Raw genomic sequence first — 16712 nt, 5'->3', positions numbered from 1 at the left:
GTGTCGATGACGACAGTTGAGGAACTACCGGCCGCGGGTAAGCAGCCGAAGTCCACCAAGGCGAAGATCCTCGACGTCGTCAGGTGGGTCGCGATCCTCCTGGTCATCGGCTTCGCGGCGAAGCAGCTGGCCTCCAACTGGGGCGAGTTCTGGCACACCCTGCGCGACGTGGCGTGGCAGTCGTCGCTGCTGAGCCTGCTGGCCCTGGTCGCGGCGATCATGGTGTCCACGTGGGGCTGGCAGGTCATGGTCGACGACCTGGGCAAGCCGATCGGCTACGCCCGCGGCGCGCAGATCTGCCTGGTCGGCTCACTCGGCAAGTACGTGCCGGGTTCGGTGTGGGCGTACCTGCTGCAGATGGAGCTGGGCCGCAAAGCGGGCCTGGCGAGGGCCCGCATCTTCACCGGCTCCCTGATCCAGCTCGGCGTGGGCGTGGTGTCGGCGCTGGTGGTGTCGCTGCTGGCGGCCCCGGCGGTGTTCAGCAACAGCCCGCGCGCGATGTGGCTGTTCGTGCTCATCCCGGTCGGCCTGGCGATGCTGCACCCGAAGATCCTGACGTGGGGCACGTCCCTGGTGCTGAAGATCCTCCGCCGCCCGCCGCTGGCCCACCCGCTGGGCTGGAAGGTGGTCGGCAAGGTCTTCGGCGCGTCGACGGTGGCGTGGTGCCTCCAGGGCATCCACCTGTGGCTGCTGGCGAACTCGGTGGGCGCGCCCGGCTTCAGCGGCTTCGTGTTGTGCGTGGGCGCGATGGCGGTGGCGATGACGGTGGGCACGTTCGCGTTCATCCTCCCGAGCGGGGTGGGTGTCCGCGAGGTGGCCCAGGTGGCGGTCCTGACGGCGAGCGGCCTGACGGTCGGCCAGGCGACGGCGTTCGCGGTGGCCTCCCGGGTGATGTTCACGGTGGCGGACCTGTTGACGGCGGGCGCGGCCGCGGTGGCGGCCCGGTCAACCCGTTCGGTGCCGACGCCCGCCTGACCACCAGACCGCTCGGAACGCGCTCGCAGCCGCGGCCGCCCGTTGTCCACCGGTTGTCCACAGGCCTTATGCACCTGTGGACAACCGCCTCAGGAGACCAGGCGGTAGATCACCGCGTCCGAGTTGCGGTACTCCTCCTTGAGGAACGGCTCCCCGGCGAGTCCGACCAGTCCCGGCTGGTAGGGCGGCTTCCCCGGCTCGGTCGACGGCTTCCCCAGGATCACCCAGTGGATGTTCAGCCGCTGGACGGCCGCGCGGACCGCCGGGTTCGTCTCGTAGTCCTTGAACTTCTCGGCCAGCAGGATCGCGTCCGAGGGCGGCCACGTCTCGTCGAAGTGCCCGGCCACCGACCGAACGCCCGACAGCGCGAACGTCCACGCCGTCCCGTCGAAGCGGTCGTTCATCGCCCAGTCGCCCGGCTTGGCCAGCTTGCCCAGCTCCACCATCGCCGCCTCTTCACCCGGCGTCACGCGCAGCTTCGACGGATCCGCCGCCTGGTAACCCGTGTACACGCGGTCGCCGTTCGAGCGGAAGTACAACCCGTTCGTCAGCACCACGAACCCGAGCAGCACCACCACCGCCACGGCCACCGCGGGCAGCCGGCGGCCGCGGACCGACGGCAGCTTGTCGCGCAGCCACGCCTGCGTCGACGCCAACCCGTGCGCCGCCAGCACGCACAGCGGGATCGCCGCCATCGCGAAGAACCGGTACGGGTCGTCCCACCACGGGCGGGAAAGCGCCATCACCAACGGCGCGTTCGACGACGCCACCGCGATGTACGCCAGGCCCGTCACCGCCGCCGTCAGGCCGATCCAGCGCAACGCCCCGGCGCGCGCGAAGAACACGATGCCCAGGAACAACGCGACCGACAGCCACACCTGCGGATGCGCCTCGTAGTGCTGGAATCCCAGCAACGCGCCCAACGCCGTCGTCGCGCGCCACTCGCTCGGCCAGCCGTAGTACGGGACGTTGCCCGTCGCGAGCCCCAACGCGCCGAACAACTGCAGCCACGCCACCAGCAGCGACACCACCGCGATCGGCAGCAGCGCCAGCAGATCCCGGCCGATCCGGCGCCACTGCGTGATCCAGCGCTGGACCAGAACCGGCCCGGCGAACAGGATCCCGCCGAACAACGTCGACGAATGGATGCACAGCAACCCCACCGCGGCCAGCAGCAGCACGAAACCCGTGTCGAACGCGACGCGCTCCAGGTACCGGTGCAACGCCACCGCCGCCAACGGCGTCAGCGTCACCCCCAGCGCGAACGGCAGCAGCGGCCCGCGGTCCATCGACTCGTACACGCCCACCACCGGCGCCACCGCGGTCAGCGCCGCCGCACCCGCGAACACCGCGCGGCCGCGGAACACGCGGACCAGCGTCACCAGCGACAACGCCAGCAATCCCGGCAGCAGCACGGTGTTCGCGTCGAGCGTCTCCGGGATCGACGCCCCGCTCAGCAGGTACGTCACCGCCGCCAGCAGGTGGTAGGCGTTGGGATAGAACACCGGGGTCGCGTCGCCCCACCAGTTCACGTTGCTCGTGCCGAACAGGCTGCCGTCGCCGGTGTCGGCGATGTAGCGCACCGCGTTGCCGTGGTACACCGCGTCGAACCCCTGCGGCAGCGCGCCGATGTGGCCCAGCCCGCGCAGGGTCGCGTAGAAACCGACCGCCGCCGCGAGGATCAGGCACGCCACCACGGCCAGGTGACCGCGGCGGTCCCACAAACCCGGTTCCGGCTCGACCGGACGGCGGCGCACGGTCAGTTTCCGGACACCGAAAGCGATCGCGGCGAACACGACGGTGGAAATGGCGTAGGTCCACGGGGTGAACGACAGCCCGATCGCCGCCGTCCACGGCCCGGTGAGCCCGCCGATGGCGTAGCTCAGCAACGGCGCGAGGCCCGCGAGGGCCCAGCCGCGCAAGCCCACGGCGAGGCCGGTCAGCAGGCCTGGAACGGCGATGACGACAATGGCAACGCAGACGGAGAGCACGCTGGAGACTAAGCCGAAGAGGAACCGGCCGGTTCTCCGGGGTGACGTCCGAAGGGGACAATTCGCGGACATCTGTTCGCGATACCCAAACGGGTTATATTGACCAGTGCGTTTCCCTGCTTGACTGGCGCCGGCGGAGCGATCTTCTCGAGGGGGCCGGGTGGTCTACGCGGTCGTGGTGGCGTGGCTCGTGCTCGCCGCGATCGTCGTGCTCACCTGGGGGCGCCTCGACACCGATCGCGGCTGGCGCGCGTTCGTCCTCGCCCTCACCCTCGGGCTTTCCCTGCTCCACCAGCTCCTCTTCGCGACCGTCACCGAAGACGCGCTCGTGACGTTCCGGTACGCGCGCAACATCGCCGACGGCAACGGCCCGGTGTTCAACCCCGGTGAACGCGTCGAGGGCTACACGAACTTCCTGTGGCTGGTGCTGATCGCGCTGCCGCGCGCCGCGTTCGGCGCGGACGTCGAAACCGCCGCCGTCGTGTTCGGGGTCGTCGCCGCGCTCGGCTGCGTGCTGCTCTCCTTCTTCCTGGTCAACCGGATCGTCGCGCGGGCCGACGCCGAGCCGCGGCCCGCGATCGGCGTCGCCGCCGCGGTGCTGACCGCGAGCGCGGGCGGCCTCGCCGTGTACGGGGCTTCGGGTTCCGAAGTGCCGCTGTTCGTTCTGCTCGTCCTCGCCGTCGCCTATTCGCTCGCCGCGCGCCGCCCGGTGGTCGCCGGGGTGCTCGTCGCGTTCGCCGTCATGACCAGTCCCGAAGGGCTGGTGGTGGCCGTGCTGGGCGGGCTGTGGCTGGCCGGCGCCGCGCTCAAGAAGCAGCACAGCTGGTGGGCGTCCGTCGGGTACGTGCTGGGGGCGCTCGTGTTCCTGGTGCCCCGGCTGGCCTGGCGGTGGACGTTCTACCAGCACTTCCTCCCCGCGCCGCTGGCCGCGAAACTCGGTGGCCCGCTCGGCTCGCAGGTCGCCGAGGGCTGGCCGTACCTGTCCGGGTTCGCCTTGGCCCACCAGGGTTTCCTGCTGCTCGGCCTGGTCGCCGCGGTCGCGTTGCTGCTGCGCCGCACCGGCGGCGCCGCGCTCGAAGCCCGTGCACTGATCTGGCTGCTCTTCGCGACGGCCGTGGGGCTCGCCGCCGTCGCCGTCTTCGCCGGAGGTGACCCCGGTCCGTCGTGGCGGCTGCTCGCGCCGGTGCCGCCGCTGCTCGCCGTCGCGGGCGTCGCGACCTACGGCGTGCTCACCGCGGACCTCGAAGAGAAACCGTCGCCGCGGCCGAGGGCGTGGCCCGCGGCGACGCGGCTGGTGCCGGTGACCGCCTGCGGGCTCGCCGGGATCGCGGTACTCGTCTCGGTGTTCAGCCCCGAAATGCTCGACCGCGTCCGCGACTGGCGCGCGCATGGCACCGAGCTCGCCGAGATCGGCGGCTGGCTCGGCGAATACCTGCCGGCGGGCTCGGTCGTCAGCGGGGCCGCCCCGGGCGCGCTCGCGGCCCACGGCGGGCAGCTGCTCGTCATCGACGTCTTCGGCCGCACCGACGACCACATCGCCCGCGACGGCCGGCACGACGGCGGCGTCGCCACGGACTATGACTACGTCGTCAACGACCGGCGGCCGATCGTCGCCGTGCCGACCGACGGCGGTTACGCCGACCGCCAGCGCTGCGCGATCGACCCGGTGTACGCGGGCCAGTACGAAGTCGCGACGTTCCGCCGCGTCGGGACGCCGTACTGGGTCGCCGTGTACCCGCGCGCCGAGCTGGCGACGTCCGTTGTCCAAGACCTCGACCAGGGTCCGGATTTCCGCTACGTACCATGCCCAACGTGAAGCTCGAAGTCCCGAAGAAGCAGCTGAACGCCGAGGCGGTGCTCGGCATCGGTGTTTTCGGGACCGCGCTCGCGTTGTTCGTGCTGCGGTTCCTGGTCCCGCGTCCGGTCGCGATGTCCAACAACGGCGACGGCGCCCGCGTGCTGTGCGGCGCCGGCATCACCTGGCAGGGCGGGCCGGAGCCGTTCATCCACCTCGCCTACACCGTCGAGCCCGGCGCGGCGCCGTGCCGTCCGACGTACCTGCTGACGCAGAGCTGGCTCGCGGAGCTGGCCGTCAAGATCGGCCGCGTGCTCGGTCTGCACACCACGCTCAGCCTGGTCGTGCTGGGCCTGGTGAGCAGCGTCATCGCCGCGGCCGCGGTGACGGCGATCGTGCTCGGCCTGCCGTACCGGCGCCGGGCGCGGCTCGCGGTGGCGGCCGGGCTGCTGCTGGTCGTCGCCGATTCGGCGTTCTTCGGGTACTTCGCCTCGGTGCTCGGCGAGGGCACCGCGTTCCTCGGCCTGCTGCTGGCCGTCGGCGGGCTGCTGCTGACCGCGCGCGAGGGCCGCTGGAGCTACGCGGGGATGGCCGTGACGCTCGCCGGCGGCGTCCTGGCGGTCAACGCCAAGGTCCAGACCTTGACCATTCTGCCGATCCTCGTGCTCGCGATCCTGCTCGTCCGGCCGGGCACGCTGCGGGGCGTGCGGCGGTGGGCGTCGGCGGTGCTGGTCATCGGTGCCCTCGGCGCCATCTCGCTGTGGGCGCAGCAGAGCGTCGAACCGGCCATCGCGCCCGACGGCACGGTCGCCGCCCGGCCCGGCGACGACTCCCGTGAAGTCAACATGTTCAACTCGATCTTCCTGAACATCGTCGACGGGAAGCACGATACGCAGGCCGACCTCGCCGACCTCGGGCTGCCGCCGTCGTTCGCGCAGTACGCGGGCAACGGCTGGTGGCACCCGCACCCGGCGACGGCCGACCCGCTCTACCCCCAGTACCGGCACCTGATGAGCCGCCGGAACGTCATCGGGTACTTCGCGACGCACCCCGGCCGGACGCTCGAAGTCCTCAACCGCGCCGCGACCGACCAGCTGACCGCCCGGCCGGACTACCTCGGCAGCTTCGACCAGTCCGCCGGCTTCGCGCCGCACGCGCAGGAGTACCGGGTGCCGGTGGTGTCCTGGCTGACCGGGCTGATCAGCCCGCTCGGCCTGTTCGCGCTGGTCCCGATCTGGCTGTTCGTGCTGGTCAGGGCCTGGCTGCAGCGGCGGAACGCGCTGGGCGTCGTGCTCGCGTTCCTGTTCGCGGTCTCGGTGTCGCAGTTCGGCACCGCCGCGCTCGGCGACGGCATCGAGGGCACCAAGCACCAGTCGGTGGCCTTGTTCGCGATCCTGGTGGCCGTGGTGCTGGCCATCCCGGTCCGGCGGCGGGACGACGTTCAGCCGGTGTGAGTTTCGCCCGGTTTGTGTTCTCCCTCGCTGAACCACCGCCGCGAACCTACGGTCCCGTAACCTTGCCGGATGGCTGACCTGGTTTACCCGCCCGTGATCGCGGCGGCCCGGACGATGTTCCGGGTACTCGACAACCGCATCCGGGTCGAGGGCGCGGAGCACATCCCGCGCCGCGGCGGCGCGGTCATCGCGTGCAACCACATCAGCTACCTCGACTTCATCTTCTGCGGCCTCGGCGCGCGCCCGGCCAAGCGGCTGACGCGGTTCATGGCGAAGAAGGAGATCTTCGACAACCGGATCGCCGGCCCGCTGATGCGCGGGATGCACCACATCTCCGTCGACCGCTCCGCCGGGCTGGCCTCCTACCGCGAGGCGCTCGCGAAGCTGCAGGACGGCGAGGTCGTCGGCGTCTTCCCGGAAGCCACGATCAGCCAGTCGTTCACCGTCAAGGAGATCAAGTCGGGCGCGATCCGGATGGGCGCGGCGGCCCACGTCCCGGTCGTCCCGATGGCGCTGTGGGGCACGCAGCGGCTCTGGACGAAGGGCCGTCCGAAGGACCTGACCCGGCGGCACGTGCCGATCTCGATCCTCATCGGCGAGCCGATGCACCCGGCCAAGGGCGACGACTGGGACGTCGTCACGAAGGAGCTGCGGACCCGGATGAGCGCGCTGCTCGACCGCGCCCAGGCCGAGTACCCCGACCAGCCCGCGTCGGACGAGGAACGCTGGTGGCTGCCCGCCCACCTCGGCGGGACGGCACCGACCCCGGCCGAAGCGGCCGAGCTCGACCGGGGTTAGAACCAGCGCTCGAGCACCTGCGCGACGCCGTCGTCCCCGGCCGGGCCGGTGACCTCGTCGGCCACCGCCAGCACCGCCCGGTGCCCGTTCTCCATCGCGACGCCGTGGCCGGCCCAGCGCAGCATCTCGACGTCGTTGGGCATGTCCCCGAACGCGATCACCTGCTCGGGCGCCACGTCCAGCCGCTCGGCGACGTCGGCGAGGCCGGTCGCCTTCGTGATCCCGTGCGCGGACAGCTCCACCAGCCCGCCCGACGAGGAGTAGGTGACGTCGACGTCGCGGTCGAACAGCGCGTTCACCGCGTCGGCCATCTCGTCGGACGACATGCCGCGGTGGCTGACCAGCAGCTTGATCGCCGGGTGCCCGAGCACCTCGGCCCGCGGACCGGTGCGGCCTTCGCCGTCGCCCCACGGGTTGTGGTAGTCCGGCTCGATCACGAAGTTGCGCATGTCGTGGTCGGCGCCCGTGCCGACCCGCTCGGCCGCCAACCGGCAGCCCGGCAGGGCCTTGTCGAGCGCGTGCGCGATGTCGTGGAGCAGCTCCGGCTGGAGCAGGCCGTGCACCGCGACGACCTCCTCGCGGCCGCAGTCGTAGAGGACCGCGCCGTTCGCGCACACGGCGTACCCGGTCAGCTCGAGCGGCTTCGCCACGGGCGCGATCCAGCGCGGCGGCCTGCCGCTGGCCAGCACGAACGGGACCCCCGCGTCGATCGCCCGGCGGACGGTCGCGATGGTGCGGGCGGTCAGGGATTCGGAGGGGCCGAGCAGGGTGCCGTCGACGTCCGACGCGATCAACAGGGGTCTCTCCACCCCACCATTGTCCCTGACACGTTCGGGGGAGGCGTTCCCCGTCCGTGCGACTGTCGGTGGTTGCCAGTACGGTCCGGCAGTGTGCGAGTAGGCATCGTCATTCTTCCGGAAGATCGTTGGTGGGCCGCCGAGCCGAAGTGGCGGGCCGCCGAGGAGTACGGCTTCGACCACGCGTGGACGTACGACCACCTGGGCTGGAGAAACCTGGTCGACGGCCCGTGGTTCTCCGCGGTCCCGACCCTGACGGCGGCGGCGATGGTGACGTCCCGCATCCGGCTCGGCACGTTCGTGGCGTCCCCGGTCGCCCGGCACCCGGTGCCGTTCATGCGCGAGCTGACCACCCTCGACGACATCTCCGACGGCCGGTTCGTCCTCGGCGTCGGCGCGGGCGTCGACCACCTGCACTACGACGGCGCGGTGCTCGGCGCGCCGGAGCTCACGGCGAAGCAGCGCGCGGACCGCTTCACCGAGTTCGTCGAGGCGCTCGACGGGCTGCTCATGACCGACAAGTTCGACTTCGACGGCGAGTACTACCGGGCCCGCGGGGCCCGCAACCTGCCGGGCACGGTCCAGCGGCCGCGGCTGCCGTTCGTGGTGGCCGCGAACGGCCCGCGCACGATGACGCTGGCCGCGCGCTTCGGCGCGGGCTGGGTGACCACGGGCAAGGGCGGCGCGACCACCGACGAGTGGTGGCGCGGCATCGCGGAGCTGGTCGAGGTCTTCGACCAGCGGCTGGACGCGGCCGGGCGCGAGCGCGCGAGCATCCAGCGGCACCTGAGCCTGGACGCGGCGCCGGTGTTCTCGCTGAGCAGCGTGGAGGCGTTCCGCGACGCCGTCGGCCGGGCCAAGGAGCTGGGCTTCACCGACGTCATCTCGCATTGGCCGAGGTCGTCGACGCCGTACGAGGGCCGCGAAGCCGTCCTGGAGCAGGTCGCGAGCGACGTCCTGCCGGAGCTGCGTTAGGCCGAACGGGTGACATCGGGCGGCTCGGGAAACCGATTGCCGCGTCTCGGGCGTCCTTCTTCGCAGACGTCAGAGATCACCCGGGGGTCGGGAGCCCTCGTGGCCGCGGAAGGGGCGCCGCGGCCACGAGGGCGTTTTCTTTACTTCACGATCCGGTAGATCACGGCGCCCGGGTTCCGGTACACCTGCGTGACGAAGTCGTGGCCGTCCAGGTGCCGCAGGCCCGGCGCGATCGGGGTGTCGCGGCGGATCGTGCCGCTGCCGACCAGCACGTAGTGCACGTTCAACCGCCGCGTCGCCGCCCGGACCTCGGGGTCGCTGTCGTAGTCCCCGAAGTGCATCGCCAGGTAGACGGCGTCGCGCGGGGCGACGCCGGCGTCGTAGTGGCCGGCGACCGGGTGCACGCCGGTCAGGGCGTACATCCAGGCCGTGCCGTCGAGGCGGTCGTTGAGCACCCTCTGGTCGGCCGGGATGCCGAGCTCGCCGAGCCGTTCCATCGCGTCGATCTCGTCGGCGCTGACCGGCGGGACGACCTCGCCGGGCAGGCCGTTGTAGTACAGCAGCGAGACCGTCTTGGCGTTGGCCGCGCGGTAGAACCCGCCGGTCAGCACGCCCATCGCGACGACCAGCAGCACCGCCGACGCCAGTCCGACGCGGCCGGTCAGCCACGGCCGCGCCCGCACCCAGGCACGTCCGCTCGCGACCTTCGCCAGCCACCGCTGGGCTTCGCTCATGCCGTGCGCGGCGAGCAGGCACATCGGGATCGCGGCCAGCGCCATCAGCCGGAACCGGTCGTTCCACCAGGGGCGGGACAGGCTGATCACCCAGTGCTCGCCGCCGAAGCACGCGACGACCACGAACAGCGCGGACAGCCCGAGCGCCGAGAGCACCACCCAGCGCATCCGCCGCAGCGCCGCCAGCGTGAACACGCCGATCACGAGGAACACCGTCAGCCAGATCTGCGGCACCGGCAGCACCTGCTTGAACGTCGCCAGCATGGCGAGCGCCTTCCAAACCGGCATGTGCGAGCCCCAGGCGTGGTACGGGTACGACCCGGACGTGAAGGTGATCGCGCCGAGGATCATCGGCGCGGCCAGCACGCCCGCGACGGCCATCACCGGCAGCATCCGCAGGACGTCACCGCCGACGACCCGCCAGGCGGGCCGGCCCTCGGGAACGCCGTCGACGCGGCGGCCGCGCACCGCCCGGTACCAGCGCTGCACGACCAGCGGGAACGCGAACAGCAGCGCCCCGAACAGGGCGCTGGAGTGCGCGGCCAGCAGGCCGGTCGCGCTCAGCGCCAGCACCGCGCCGGTGTCGACGCCCGGCCGCACGACGAACCGCTGCAACGCGACCACGGCCAGCGGCGTCAGCACGATCCCCAGCGCGAACGGCAGCAGCCCGCTCGACACCGACTCGTACGCCCCGGTCGTCGCGCCACCCGCGACCAGCGCGACGCTGCCCGCGAACACCGCGCGCCCGCCCAGCTGGCGCACCAGCGCGACCATGGCCAGCGCGAACAGCCCGGCGATCGGCATCGTGACGGCGTTCAGCGTGACCGGCACCGACGTCCCGGACAGCTCGTAGACCAGCGCGCCGACCAGGTGGTAGGCGTTCGGGTAGAAGGAGCCGCCGGGGTACCAGTTGATGGTGCCCATGCCGGTCAGCGAGCCGTCGCCGGTCTCGGCGATGTAGCGGATGCCGTTCGCGTGGAAGACGGTGTCCCAGCGCTGGAACACCGCGGTCGTCCCGCCGCGGCCGGTGACCACGACGGCGATCGACACGGCGGTGGCGGCCGCGACGCAGGCCAGCACGGCCAGGTGCGCGCGACGCGTCCACGGCGTCGGCGGCTCCTCGGCACCCGGGTTCAGCCAGCCGCGCGCGATCGCCAGCCGGCGCAGGCCGTACAGCACGGCGGCGAGCAGCAGCGTGAGCGCGGCGACGCTGAGCGGGCCGTACGGCACGTGCGCGATGGCCAGCCACGGCCCGGCCAGGCCGGTCACGGCGTAGCTGAGCAGCGGCGCGAGCCCGGCCAGGGCCCAGCCGCGCAGGCCGGCGGCCCACCCGACGACCCCGCCGGGGACCGCCAGCACGGCCAGATACGTCGCTACCGCGCCGAAGTAGCTCCAGAAGTCCTCGGGTGCAGGCACTGCTTTCCAGGTGTGTCGTAGGCCGAAATGTGATAGTCGGGTGCGGGCCGGGTTCGCGACCTGCGTACCCTCGACGCCCGTGAGCGCGCACACGAACCCCGCACAGATTACTGAAGCCGATTTCGCAGGTTACGACCTCGTCGTCGTCGGGTCCGGTTTCTTCGGCCTGACCGTCGCCGAGCGAGCCGCGGCCGAGCTGGGCAAGAAGGTCCTCGTCCTCGAGCGGCGCGGCCACATCGGCGGCAACGCCTACTCGGAGCCGGACCCGGAGACCGGGATCGAGGTGCACAAGTACGGCGCGCACCTGTTCCACACCTCGAACAAGCGCGTCTGGGAGTACGTGAACCGGTTCACCGAGTTCACGAACTACCAGCACCGCGTGTTCGCGCGGGTCAAGGACCAGGTCTACTCGTTCCCGATGAACCTGGGCCTGATCAACCAGTTCTTCGGCAAGTCGCACACGCCGGACGAGGCCCGCGAGCTGATCGCCAAGCAGGCGTCGGAGTTCGAGACGTCCGCCGCGCAGAACCTCGAGGAGAAGGCGATCTCGCTGATCGGCCGTCCCCTCTACGAGGCGTTCATCAAGGGCTACACCGCGAAGCAGTGGGAGAACGACCCCAAGAACCTGGGCGAGAACATCATCACCCGCCTGCCGGTCCGCTACAACTTCGACAACCGGTACTTCAACGACACCTACGAGGGCCTGCCGGTCAACGGCTACACCGCGTGGCTCGAGAAGATGGCCGAGCACGAGAACATCGAGATCCGGCTGAACGTCGACTACTTCGACGTCCGCGAGCACATCCCGGCGGGCACCCCGACCGTCTACACGGGTCCGCTGGACCGCTACTTCAACTACTCGGCGGGCCGGTTCACCTGGCGCACCGTCGACTTCGAGTCCGAGGTCGCGCCGACCGGCGACTTCCAGGGCACCTCGGTCGTCAACTACAACGACCAGGAAGTCCCCTACACCCGGATCATCGAGTTCCGCCACTTCCACCCGGAGCGGGACTACCCGAAGGACAAGACGGTCATCTTCCGCGAGTACTCCCGCTTCGCGGGCGAGGAAGACGAGCCGTACTACCCGATCAACACGCCGGACAACCGCGAGAAGCTCGAGGCCTACCGCGAGCTGGCCAAGGTCGAGGCGCGCGAGAAGAACGTCCTGTTCGGCGGCCGGCTGGGCACGTACAAGTACCTCGACATGCACATGGCCATCGGCTCGGCGCTGTCGGCGTTCGACAACAAGATCGCCCCGCACCTGACCGACGGCGCGCCGCTCGACGGGTCCCTCGATGCTTGAGAAGGGGCAGCCGACCGGCGAGGTCGCGGTCCTGGCGAAGGCGCAGGGCTTTCTGAAGAGTGAAGCTTCGGTGAAAGCCGCGCGCGGCATGTCGCACTTCGGCGAGCACGCGCTGGGCTGGTTCGGCCTGGGCCTTCTCGGCGCCGTGGTCGACAAGAAGCGGCGCAAGGACTGGCTGATCGCGTCGGCCGGTGTCGTGGGCGCGCACGCCGCGTCGATCGCGGTGAAACGCGTGGTCAGGCGGCCGCGACCGGACCATCCGAGCGTCGAGGTACTGGTCGGGACGCCGAGCAAGCTGAGCTTCCCGTCGTCGCACGCGACGTCCACGACGGCGGCGGCGGTGCTCTACTCCGGATTGACCGGGCGTAACCTGGTCCCCGCCCTGGTACCGCCGATGCTGGCCTCGAGGCTCGTGCTCGGCGTTCACTATCCGACAGACGTTCTGGCCGGTGCAGCTCTCGGGGGGCTCGTCGGTGGTCTGATACGACGGAAGCTGAAGAAGAATCCATGAGCGAAACGACCGAGCAGCGCAACAGCGACGAAGCGGCCGTGACCCCGGAGACCCCGGTGACGGTTTCCCGCGGCCCGTTCGGCCTGGTCGGCGGCGTCATCAAGACGGCGCGGCCGCGGCAGTGGGTGAAGAACGTCCTGGTCTTCGCGGCCCCGTTCTTCGCGTTCTCGAAGTCGACGGATCGCACCGGTCTCCTGATCGACGCGATCATCGCCTTCGTGGCCTTCTCCCTGACGGCGAGCTCGGTCTACCTGATCAACGACGCGATCGACGTCGAGGCCGACCGGGCCCACCCGACCAAGCGGAACCGCCCGATCGCGGCCGGCATCGTGCCGGTCCCGGTCGCGTACGGGGCCGCGGTCGTGTTCTTCCTGGCCGGCCTCGCCGTGTCGTTCGCGGCGAGCTGGCAGCTCGCCGTCGTGCTGGGTGTCTACGAAGCCGTCCAGCTCGGCTACTGCTTCGGCCTGAAGCACCAGCCGGTGGTCGACCTGGCGATCGTCGGCTCCGGCTTCCTGATGCGCTCGATCGCGGGTGGCGTCGCGGGCGGCATCGCGCTGTCCCAGTGGTTCCTGCTGGTCACGGCGTTCGGTTCGCTGTTCATGGTGGCGGGCAAGCGCTACGCGGAGATCATGCTGTTCGAGCGGACGGGCGCGAAGATCCGCTCGTCGCTGAAGAAGTACTCGGCGAGCTACCTGCGGTTCGTCTGGGCGACGTCGGCGGCGATCCTGATCATGTCGTACTGCCTGTGGGCGTTCGAGATCCGCCAGACCGAGCACAACTCGGTGTGGGCGCTCATCTCGATGGTCCCGTTCCTGGTGGCGGTGCTGAGGTACGCCGTCGACGTCGACGGCGGCATCGCGGGCGAGCCCGAAGAGATCGCGCTCAAGGACCGCATCCTGCAGGTCCTCGGCGCGACCTGGGTGATCACGCTGTTCCTCGCGTTCTACCTGTGACGTCTCATGGCGGATCGACAGGTTCGTTTCAGCTGACGCACAGCTGAGCGGCGCACCCTGAGGTGGTGGGGGCGGGCAGTGCGCCCGTCCCCGTGACATCGGGAGCGACCATGAACGACCAGCCGCGCGAGGAGAAGGCCCAGGCTCCGGAGGGGGCCGAGCAGCCGACCGTCGAGCAGCCCACGGGCCCGGGCGGGCCGGAGAAGCCCGCCGCCGCGGGCGACCAGACAGCCGTGCTGGGCCAGCAGCCCGCCGCCGCGCAGGGCGCTGGCGAGCCCGGAGCAGCCGCGGCCGATCAGACCGCGGCCCACAGCCAACAGCCGCCAGCCGCCGCACAAGGCGCGCCCGATCCCGCGGCCCACGGCCAGCAGCCGCCGCCCGGCGCGCCCGGCCAAGCTCCGCCCACCCCGCAGCTCTCCCAACCAGGCCCCGGCCAGCCCTACGGCGCCTGGGGTGCGCCCCAACCACCCCGGCAGCCCGGCGGCTTCCGGCGTTTCGTCGGCCACCGCGCGACTCAGCTCGTCGGCGTCGGCGTGCTCGGCCTGCTGGTCGGCGGCGGCATCGTCGGCGGGATCGCCGCCGCGACCCACCACGGCCCCCGCGACGGCCGCCCGGGTATCCACCGCCAGTACAACGGACCCCAGCAAGGCGACAACGACCGCGGCTTCGGCCACCGAGGCGGCGGCAATTCCGGCAACTCCGGCAACTCGGGCGGCGGTATCTGAGCGGGGCCTGTGGTCTGAGCCACCCGTACCCCGCTCAGATCACGGAAGCATCACGGGCGAGGTACGGTGTCCGGGATGCGAAGCGCCTCCGCAGAACTCTCCGAGGCCGCCGGTGCGCTGCCGGCGGCCCTGCCCATCACCCGTTCGTGGGCCCTCCCGGCGGGTGCCGCGGCGGCCTCCGCTCTCGTGTTCGCCCTGGTCAGCAGCCATCTCATCGATGACACCTACATCACGCTGTCCTACGCGAAGAACCTCGCCTTCCACGGCCACTGGGGTCTGATCGAGCAGGGGACGGCGAACACCGCGACGTCGCCGCTGAACGTGCTGGCCCTCGGCGCGATCACCTTCATCGTCCGCGACGCCGTCCTGGCCGCCGGGATCGTCTTCGTCGTCGCGCAAGTTCTCCTCGTGCTGGGCCTGCGGCGGCTCGGGGAGCGCACCGGCCTGCCCGCGGCCTTCGCGCCCCTGACGTTCGCGTTGCTGCTGGTGAACCCGCTGCTGCTGTCGTCGATCGGGCTGGAGGTCGCCCTCGGCGCGACCGGCGTCGTCTGGACGCTCGTCTACGCGGGGGAGCGCAAGGCGGGCCGTCTCGGTGTGGTGATCGGGCTGCTCGCCCTCGTCCGGATCGACCTGCTGCTGATCGCCGCCGTGCTGTTCGCGGCCCGCCGCGAGTTCTGGGTCGGCATCTGGCGGACCGTCTTCGCCGCGCTCGCCGTGACGCTGCCGTGGTTCGGGTTCAGCTGGGTCGTGCTCGGCTCGGCCGTGCCGGACACGCTCGTCATCAAGATCAGCCAGCAGTCGTGGGGTCCGTTCAGCTTCACCAACGGCCCGCTCCTGTACTGGCGCAACTTCCCGGCCGCGGCCGCGTTGTCGTTCCTGCCGCTGGTGCTCGCCGGGCTGGTGGGCGTGGGCTGGGTCGTCCAGTACCGCCGCGGCTGCGAGACTGCCCGCCGCCTGACGCCGTTCGCGGCGCTCGCCGTCGCGGGTGCGCTGCACTACCTGGCCTACAGCCGCCTCGGCGTGCCGCCGTACCACTGGTACTACGCGCCGAGCATCATCGGCGCGACGATCTTCCTCGCCGCCTGCGCGTCAGCCGTGCCCGAACGCGTGCGACGCGGGACGTGGACGCTGGCGGGCGCGGTGCTCGCGGCGAGCGTCGCCGTGTACGCGCTGCCCGGCCTTCCGCGTCAGTTCGCGCCGATCACCAGCAACCACGCCTCGACGACGGAGTACCGCGAGATCGGCCAGGAGCTGGCGACGATCGCGCACGGCCGCAAGGTCGAGACGGCGGGCGAAGTCGGCGCGCTGGCGTACGCGTGCGACTGCGAGCTGGTCGACGAGTTCACCGACCGCGGCGCGGTCGACCCGGCGATCACCGAGACGAAGCGCCGCAGCGGCGACGTCGGCCGCGCGTTGCTGGAAGCCAACTTCCACAACTTCGACCACAGCGTCGCCCCGATCAGCCCGGACCTCGTCCTGGAGACGACGCGCCGCACGCCCCCGCCGACCGCGTTGGCGAGCTGGCACATCGACTCACCGTGGATGGGCGCCCAGAACCTGTACCTGATGCCCGCCCACGCCGCCGGCGGCTGACGTCAGGTCCGCACCGCGGCGGTGGCCAGCCGCCGTCGCGTGAGCTTCGCGCCGAGCACCAGGCTGCCGACGGTCAGCACGGTGTCGAGGAACGGCACGACGTCGACCGGGAGGGTGAACGCCATGACGACCACGGCGCAGCCCAGCAGCACGCCGCCGACGCCCCACCAGAGCGTCACCGCGCGCCACTCCCGCCGGAAGCGTTCGTCGGCGGCCCACCGCGCGTCGAGGTCATCGGCGCGTCCGGGCTGCAGCGTCCGGATCGCCCGGAACAGGAACGGCCGCCGCCCGACGACCAGGCTCCCGAGCATCAGCCCGCCGAGCACCAGCCCGACCCAGGCACTGCGGACCAGCATCAGCCGCGCGTCACCGGAGATGAGCGCCACCGCGCCGTTGACCAGCAGCACGGCCAGCACGAACGCGCTGACCGGGTCGATCCGGCGCTGCCGGGCCAGCACGTAGCCGGACCGCAGCACGGGCGGCAGCGCGCTGATCAGCAGCGCCCACAGCGCGTCGACGTCGAAGGAGCGCAGGACGTAGTACAGGCCCACCGGGAGGGCGACGTCGCGGAGCAGCATCGTCAGCCCACCGCGGTCGCTCGTCGTGTTCACCATGGTGACAGTCTGTGGTGACGACTGTGGTGGCACATCGGCGTGCGGACCGGGCCCGGTTGGACTTCCGGGTCAACCCGG

14 protein-coding genes are annotated in these 16712 nt (G+C 71.3%); 10 read left to right on the top strand and 4 right to left on the bottom strand.

Going from position 1 to position 16712, the window contains the following annotated elements; all coding sequences use genetic code 11:
- Positions 1-6 precede the first annotated feature (6 nt).
- Entirely contained in the window at positions 7-975 is a 969-nt protein-coding gene (locus tag QP939_RS12520) for a lysylphosphatidylglycerol synthase transmembrane domain-containing protein (RefSeq protein WP_285456922.1), read from the top strand.
- 89 nt (positions 976-1064) lie between these two features.
- On the opposite strand, the gene QP939_RS12515 is transcribed toward QP939_RS12520, so the two are convergent.
- On the bottom strand, positions 1065-2966 hold the full coding sequence (locus QP939_RS12515) for a DUF6541 family protein (RefSeq protein WP_434219646.1): 1902 nt from the start codon (positions 2964-2966) through the stop codon (positions 1065-1067).
- 160 nt (positions 2967-3126) lie between these two features.
- Here QP939_RS12515 and QP939_RS12510 point away from each other — a divergent pair, with 160 nt between their 5' ends.
- The 3 genes from QP939_RS12510 (at position 3127) to QP939_RS12500 (ending at position 7013) form a co-directional block, all read left to right on the top strand.
- A complete protein-coding gene (locus QP939_RS12510) occupies positions 3127-4782 on the top strand; it encodes a DUF8728 domain-containing protein (RefSeq protein ID WP_285456920.1) in 1656 nt (551 codons plus the stop codon).
- Complete coding sequence (gene wsfD / locus QP939_RS12505) at positions 4779-6215, top strand: glycan biosynthesis hexose transferase WsfD (RefSeq protein WP_285456919.1); 1437 nt, start codon at positions 4779-4781, stop codon at positions 6213-6215. The genes QP939_RS12510 and wsfD overlap by 4 nt, the downstream gene beginning before the upstream one ends.
- 69 nt (positions 6216-6284) lie before the next feature.
- Positions 6285-7013 carry a lysophospholipid acyltransferase family protein gene (locus QP939_RS12500; RefSeq protein WP_285456918.1) on the top strand — a complete coding sequence of 243 codons (729 nt, stop codon included), beginning with the start codon at positions 6285-6287 and terminating at the stop codon, positions 7011-7013.
- On the opposite strand, the gene QP939_RS12495 is transcribed toward QP939_RS12500, so the two are convergent.
- A complete protein-coding gene (locus QP939_RS12495) occupies positions 7010-7807 on the bottom strand; it encodes an HAD family hydrolase (protein WP_285459725.1) in 798 nt (265 codons plus the stop codon). The genes QP939_RS12500 and QP939_RS12495 overlap by 4 nt on opposite strands.
- Before the next feature lie 96 nt (positions 7808-7903).
- Between QP939_RS12495 and QP939_RS12490 the strand changes: the two genes are divergently transcribed.
- Complete coding sequence (locus tag QP939_RS12490) at positions 7904-8785, top strand: LLM class flavin-dependent oxidoreductase (RefSeq protein ID WP_285456917.1); 882 nt, start codon at positions 7904-7906, stop codon at positions 8783-8785.
- 140 nt (positions 8786-8925) lie between these two features.
- Here QP939_RS12490 and QP939_RS12485 read toward each other — a convergent pair whose 3' ends face one another.
- Positions 8926-10935, bottom strand: coding sequence for a DUF6541 family protein (locus QP939_RS12485; RefSeq protein WP_285456916.1), 2010 nt, complete (start codon positions 10933-10935; stop codon positions 8926-8928).
- Between the two features lie 79 nt (positions 10936-11014).
- Here QP939_RS12485 and glf point away from each other — a divergent pair, with 79 nt between their 5' ends.
- From glf to QP939_RS12460, 5 genes are all read left to right on the top strand, one after another.
- Complete coding sequence (glf, locus tag QP939_RS12480) at positions 11015-12238, top strand: UDP-galactopyranose mutase (RefSeq protein ID WP_285456915.1); 1224 nt, start codon at positions 11015-11017, stop codon at positions 12236-12238.
- Complete coding sequence (locus QP939_RS12475) at positions 12231-12749, top strand: phosphatase PAP2 family protein (protein WP_285456914.1); 519 nt, start codon at positions 12231-12233, stop codon at positions 12747-12749. The genes glf and QP939_RS12475 overlap by 8 nt, the downstream gene beginning before the upstream one ends.
- Positions 12746-13702 carry a decaprenyl-phosphate phosphoribosyltransferase gene (locus QP939_RS12470; protein WP_285456913.1) on the top strand — a complete coding sequence of 319 codons (957 nt, stop codon included), beginning with the start codon at positions 12746-12748 and terminating at the stop codon, positions 13700-13702. The genes QP939_RS12475 and QP939_RS12470 overlap by 4 nt, the downstream gene beginning before the upstream one ends.
- 110 nt (positions 13703-13812) lie before the next feature.
- Complete coding sequence (locus QP939_RS12465) at positions 13813-14427, top strand: hypothetical protein (RefSeq protein WP_285456912.1); 615 nt, start codon at positions 13813-13815, stop codon at positions 14425-14427.
- A 75-nt stretch (positions 14428-14502) separates the two neighbouring features.
- Positions 14503-16020, top strand: a complete 1518-nt coding sequence (locus QP939_RS12460; RefSeq protein ID WP_285456911.1) for a hypothetical protein — start codon at positions 14503-14505, stop codon at positions 16018-16020.
- Between the two features lie 2 nt (positions 16021-16022).
- Here the strand turns inward: QP939_RS12460 and QP939_RS12455 are convergent, their stop codons facing one another.
- Positions 16023-16634 carry a VC0807 family protein gene (locus QP939_RS12455; RefSeq protein ID WP_285456910.1) on the bottom strand — a complete coding sequence of 204 codons (612 nt, stop codon included), beginning with the start codon at positions 16632-16634 and terminating at the stop codon, positions 16023-16025.
- Between the last annotated feature and the right edge of the window lie 78 nt (positions 16635-16712).

The sequence above is a fragment of the Amycolatopsis nalaikhensis genome (genome assembly GCF_030264295.1).
Lineage (GTDB): Bacteria > Actinomycetota > Actinomycetes > Mycobacteriales > Pseudonocardiaceae > Amycolatopsis > Amycolatopsis nalaikhensis.
Note: the sequence above shows the minus strand (reverse complement) of the source record. Positions and strands in the feature narration are given on the sequence as shown.

Coding starts and splice junctions, on each gene's coding strand:
- QP939_RS12465 (WP_285456912.1), top strand. CDS start 13,813: ATGAACGACCAGCCGCGCGAGGAGAAGGCCCAGGCTCCGGAGGGGGCC.
- QP939_RS12470 (WP_285456913.1), top strand. CDS start 12,746: ATGAGCGAAACGACCGAGCAGCGCAACAGCGACGAAGCGGCCGTGACC.
- QP939_RS12475 (WP_285456914.1), top strand. CDS start 12,231: ATGCTTGAGAAGGGGCAGCCGACCGGCGAGGTCGCGGTCCTGGCGAAG.
- QP939_RS12460 (WP_285456911.1), top strand. CDS start 14,503: ATGCGAAGCGCCTCCGCAGAACTCTCCGAGGCCGCCGGTGCGCTGCCG.
- QP939_RS12520 (WP_285456922.1), top strand. CDS start 7: ATGACGACAGTTGAGGAACTACCGGCCGCGGGTAAGCAGCCGAAGTCC.
- QP939_RS12500 (WP_285456918.1), top strand. CDS start 6,285: ATGGCTGACCTGGTTTACCCGCCCGTGATCGCGGCGGCCCGGACGATG.
- QP939_RS12455 (WP_285456910.1), bottom strand. CDS start 16,634: ATGGTGAACACGACGAGCGACCGCGGTGGGCTGACGATGCTGCTCCGC.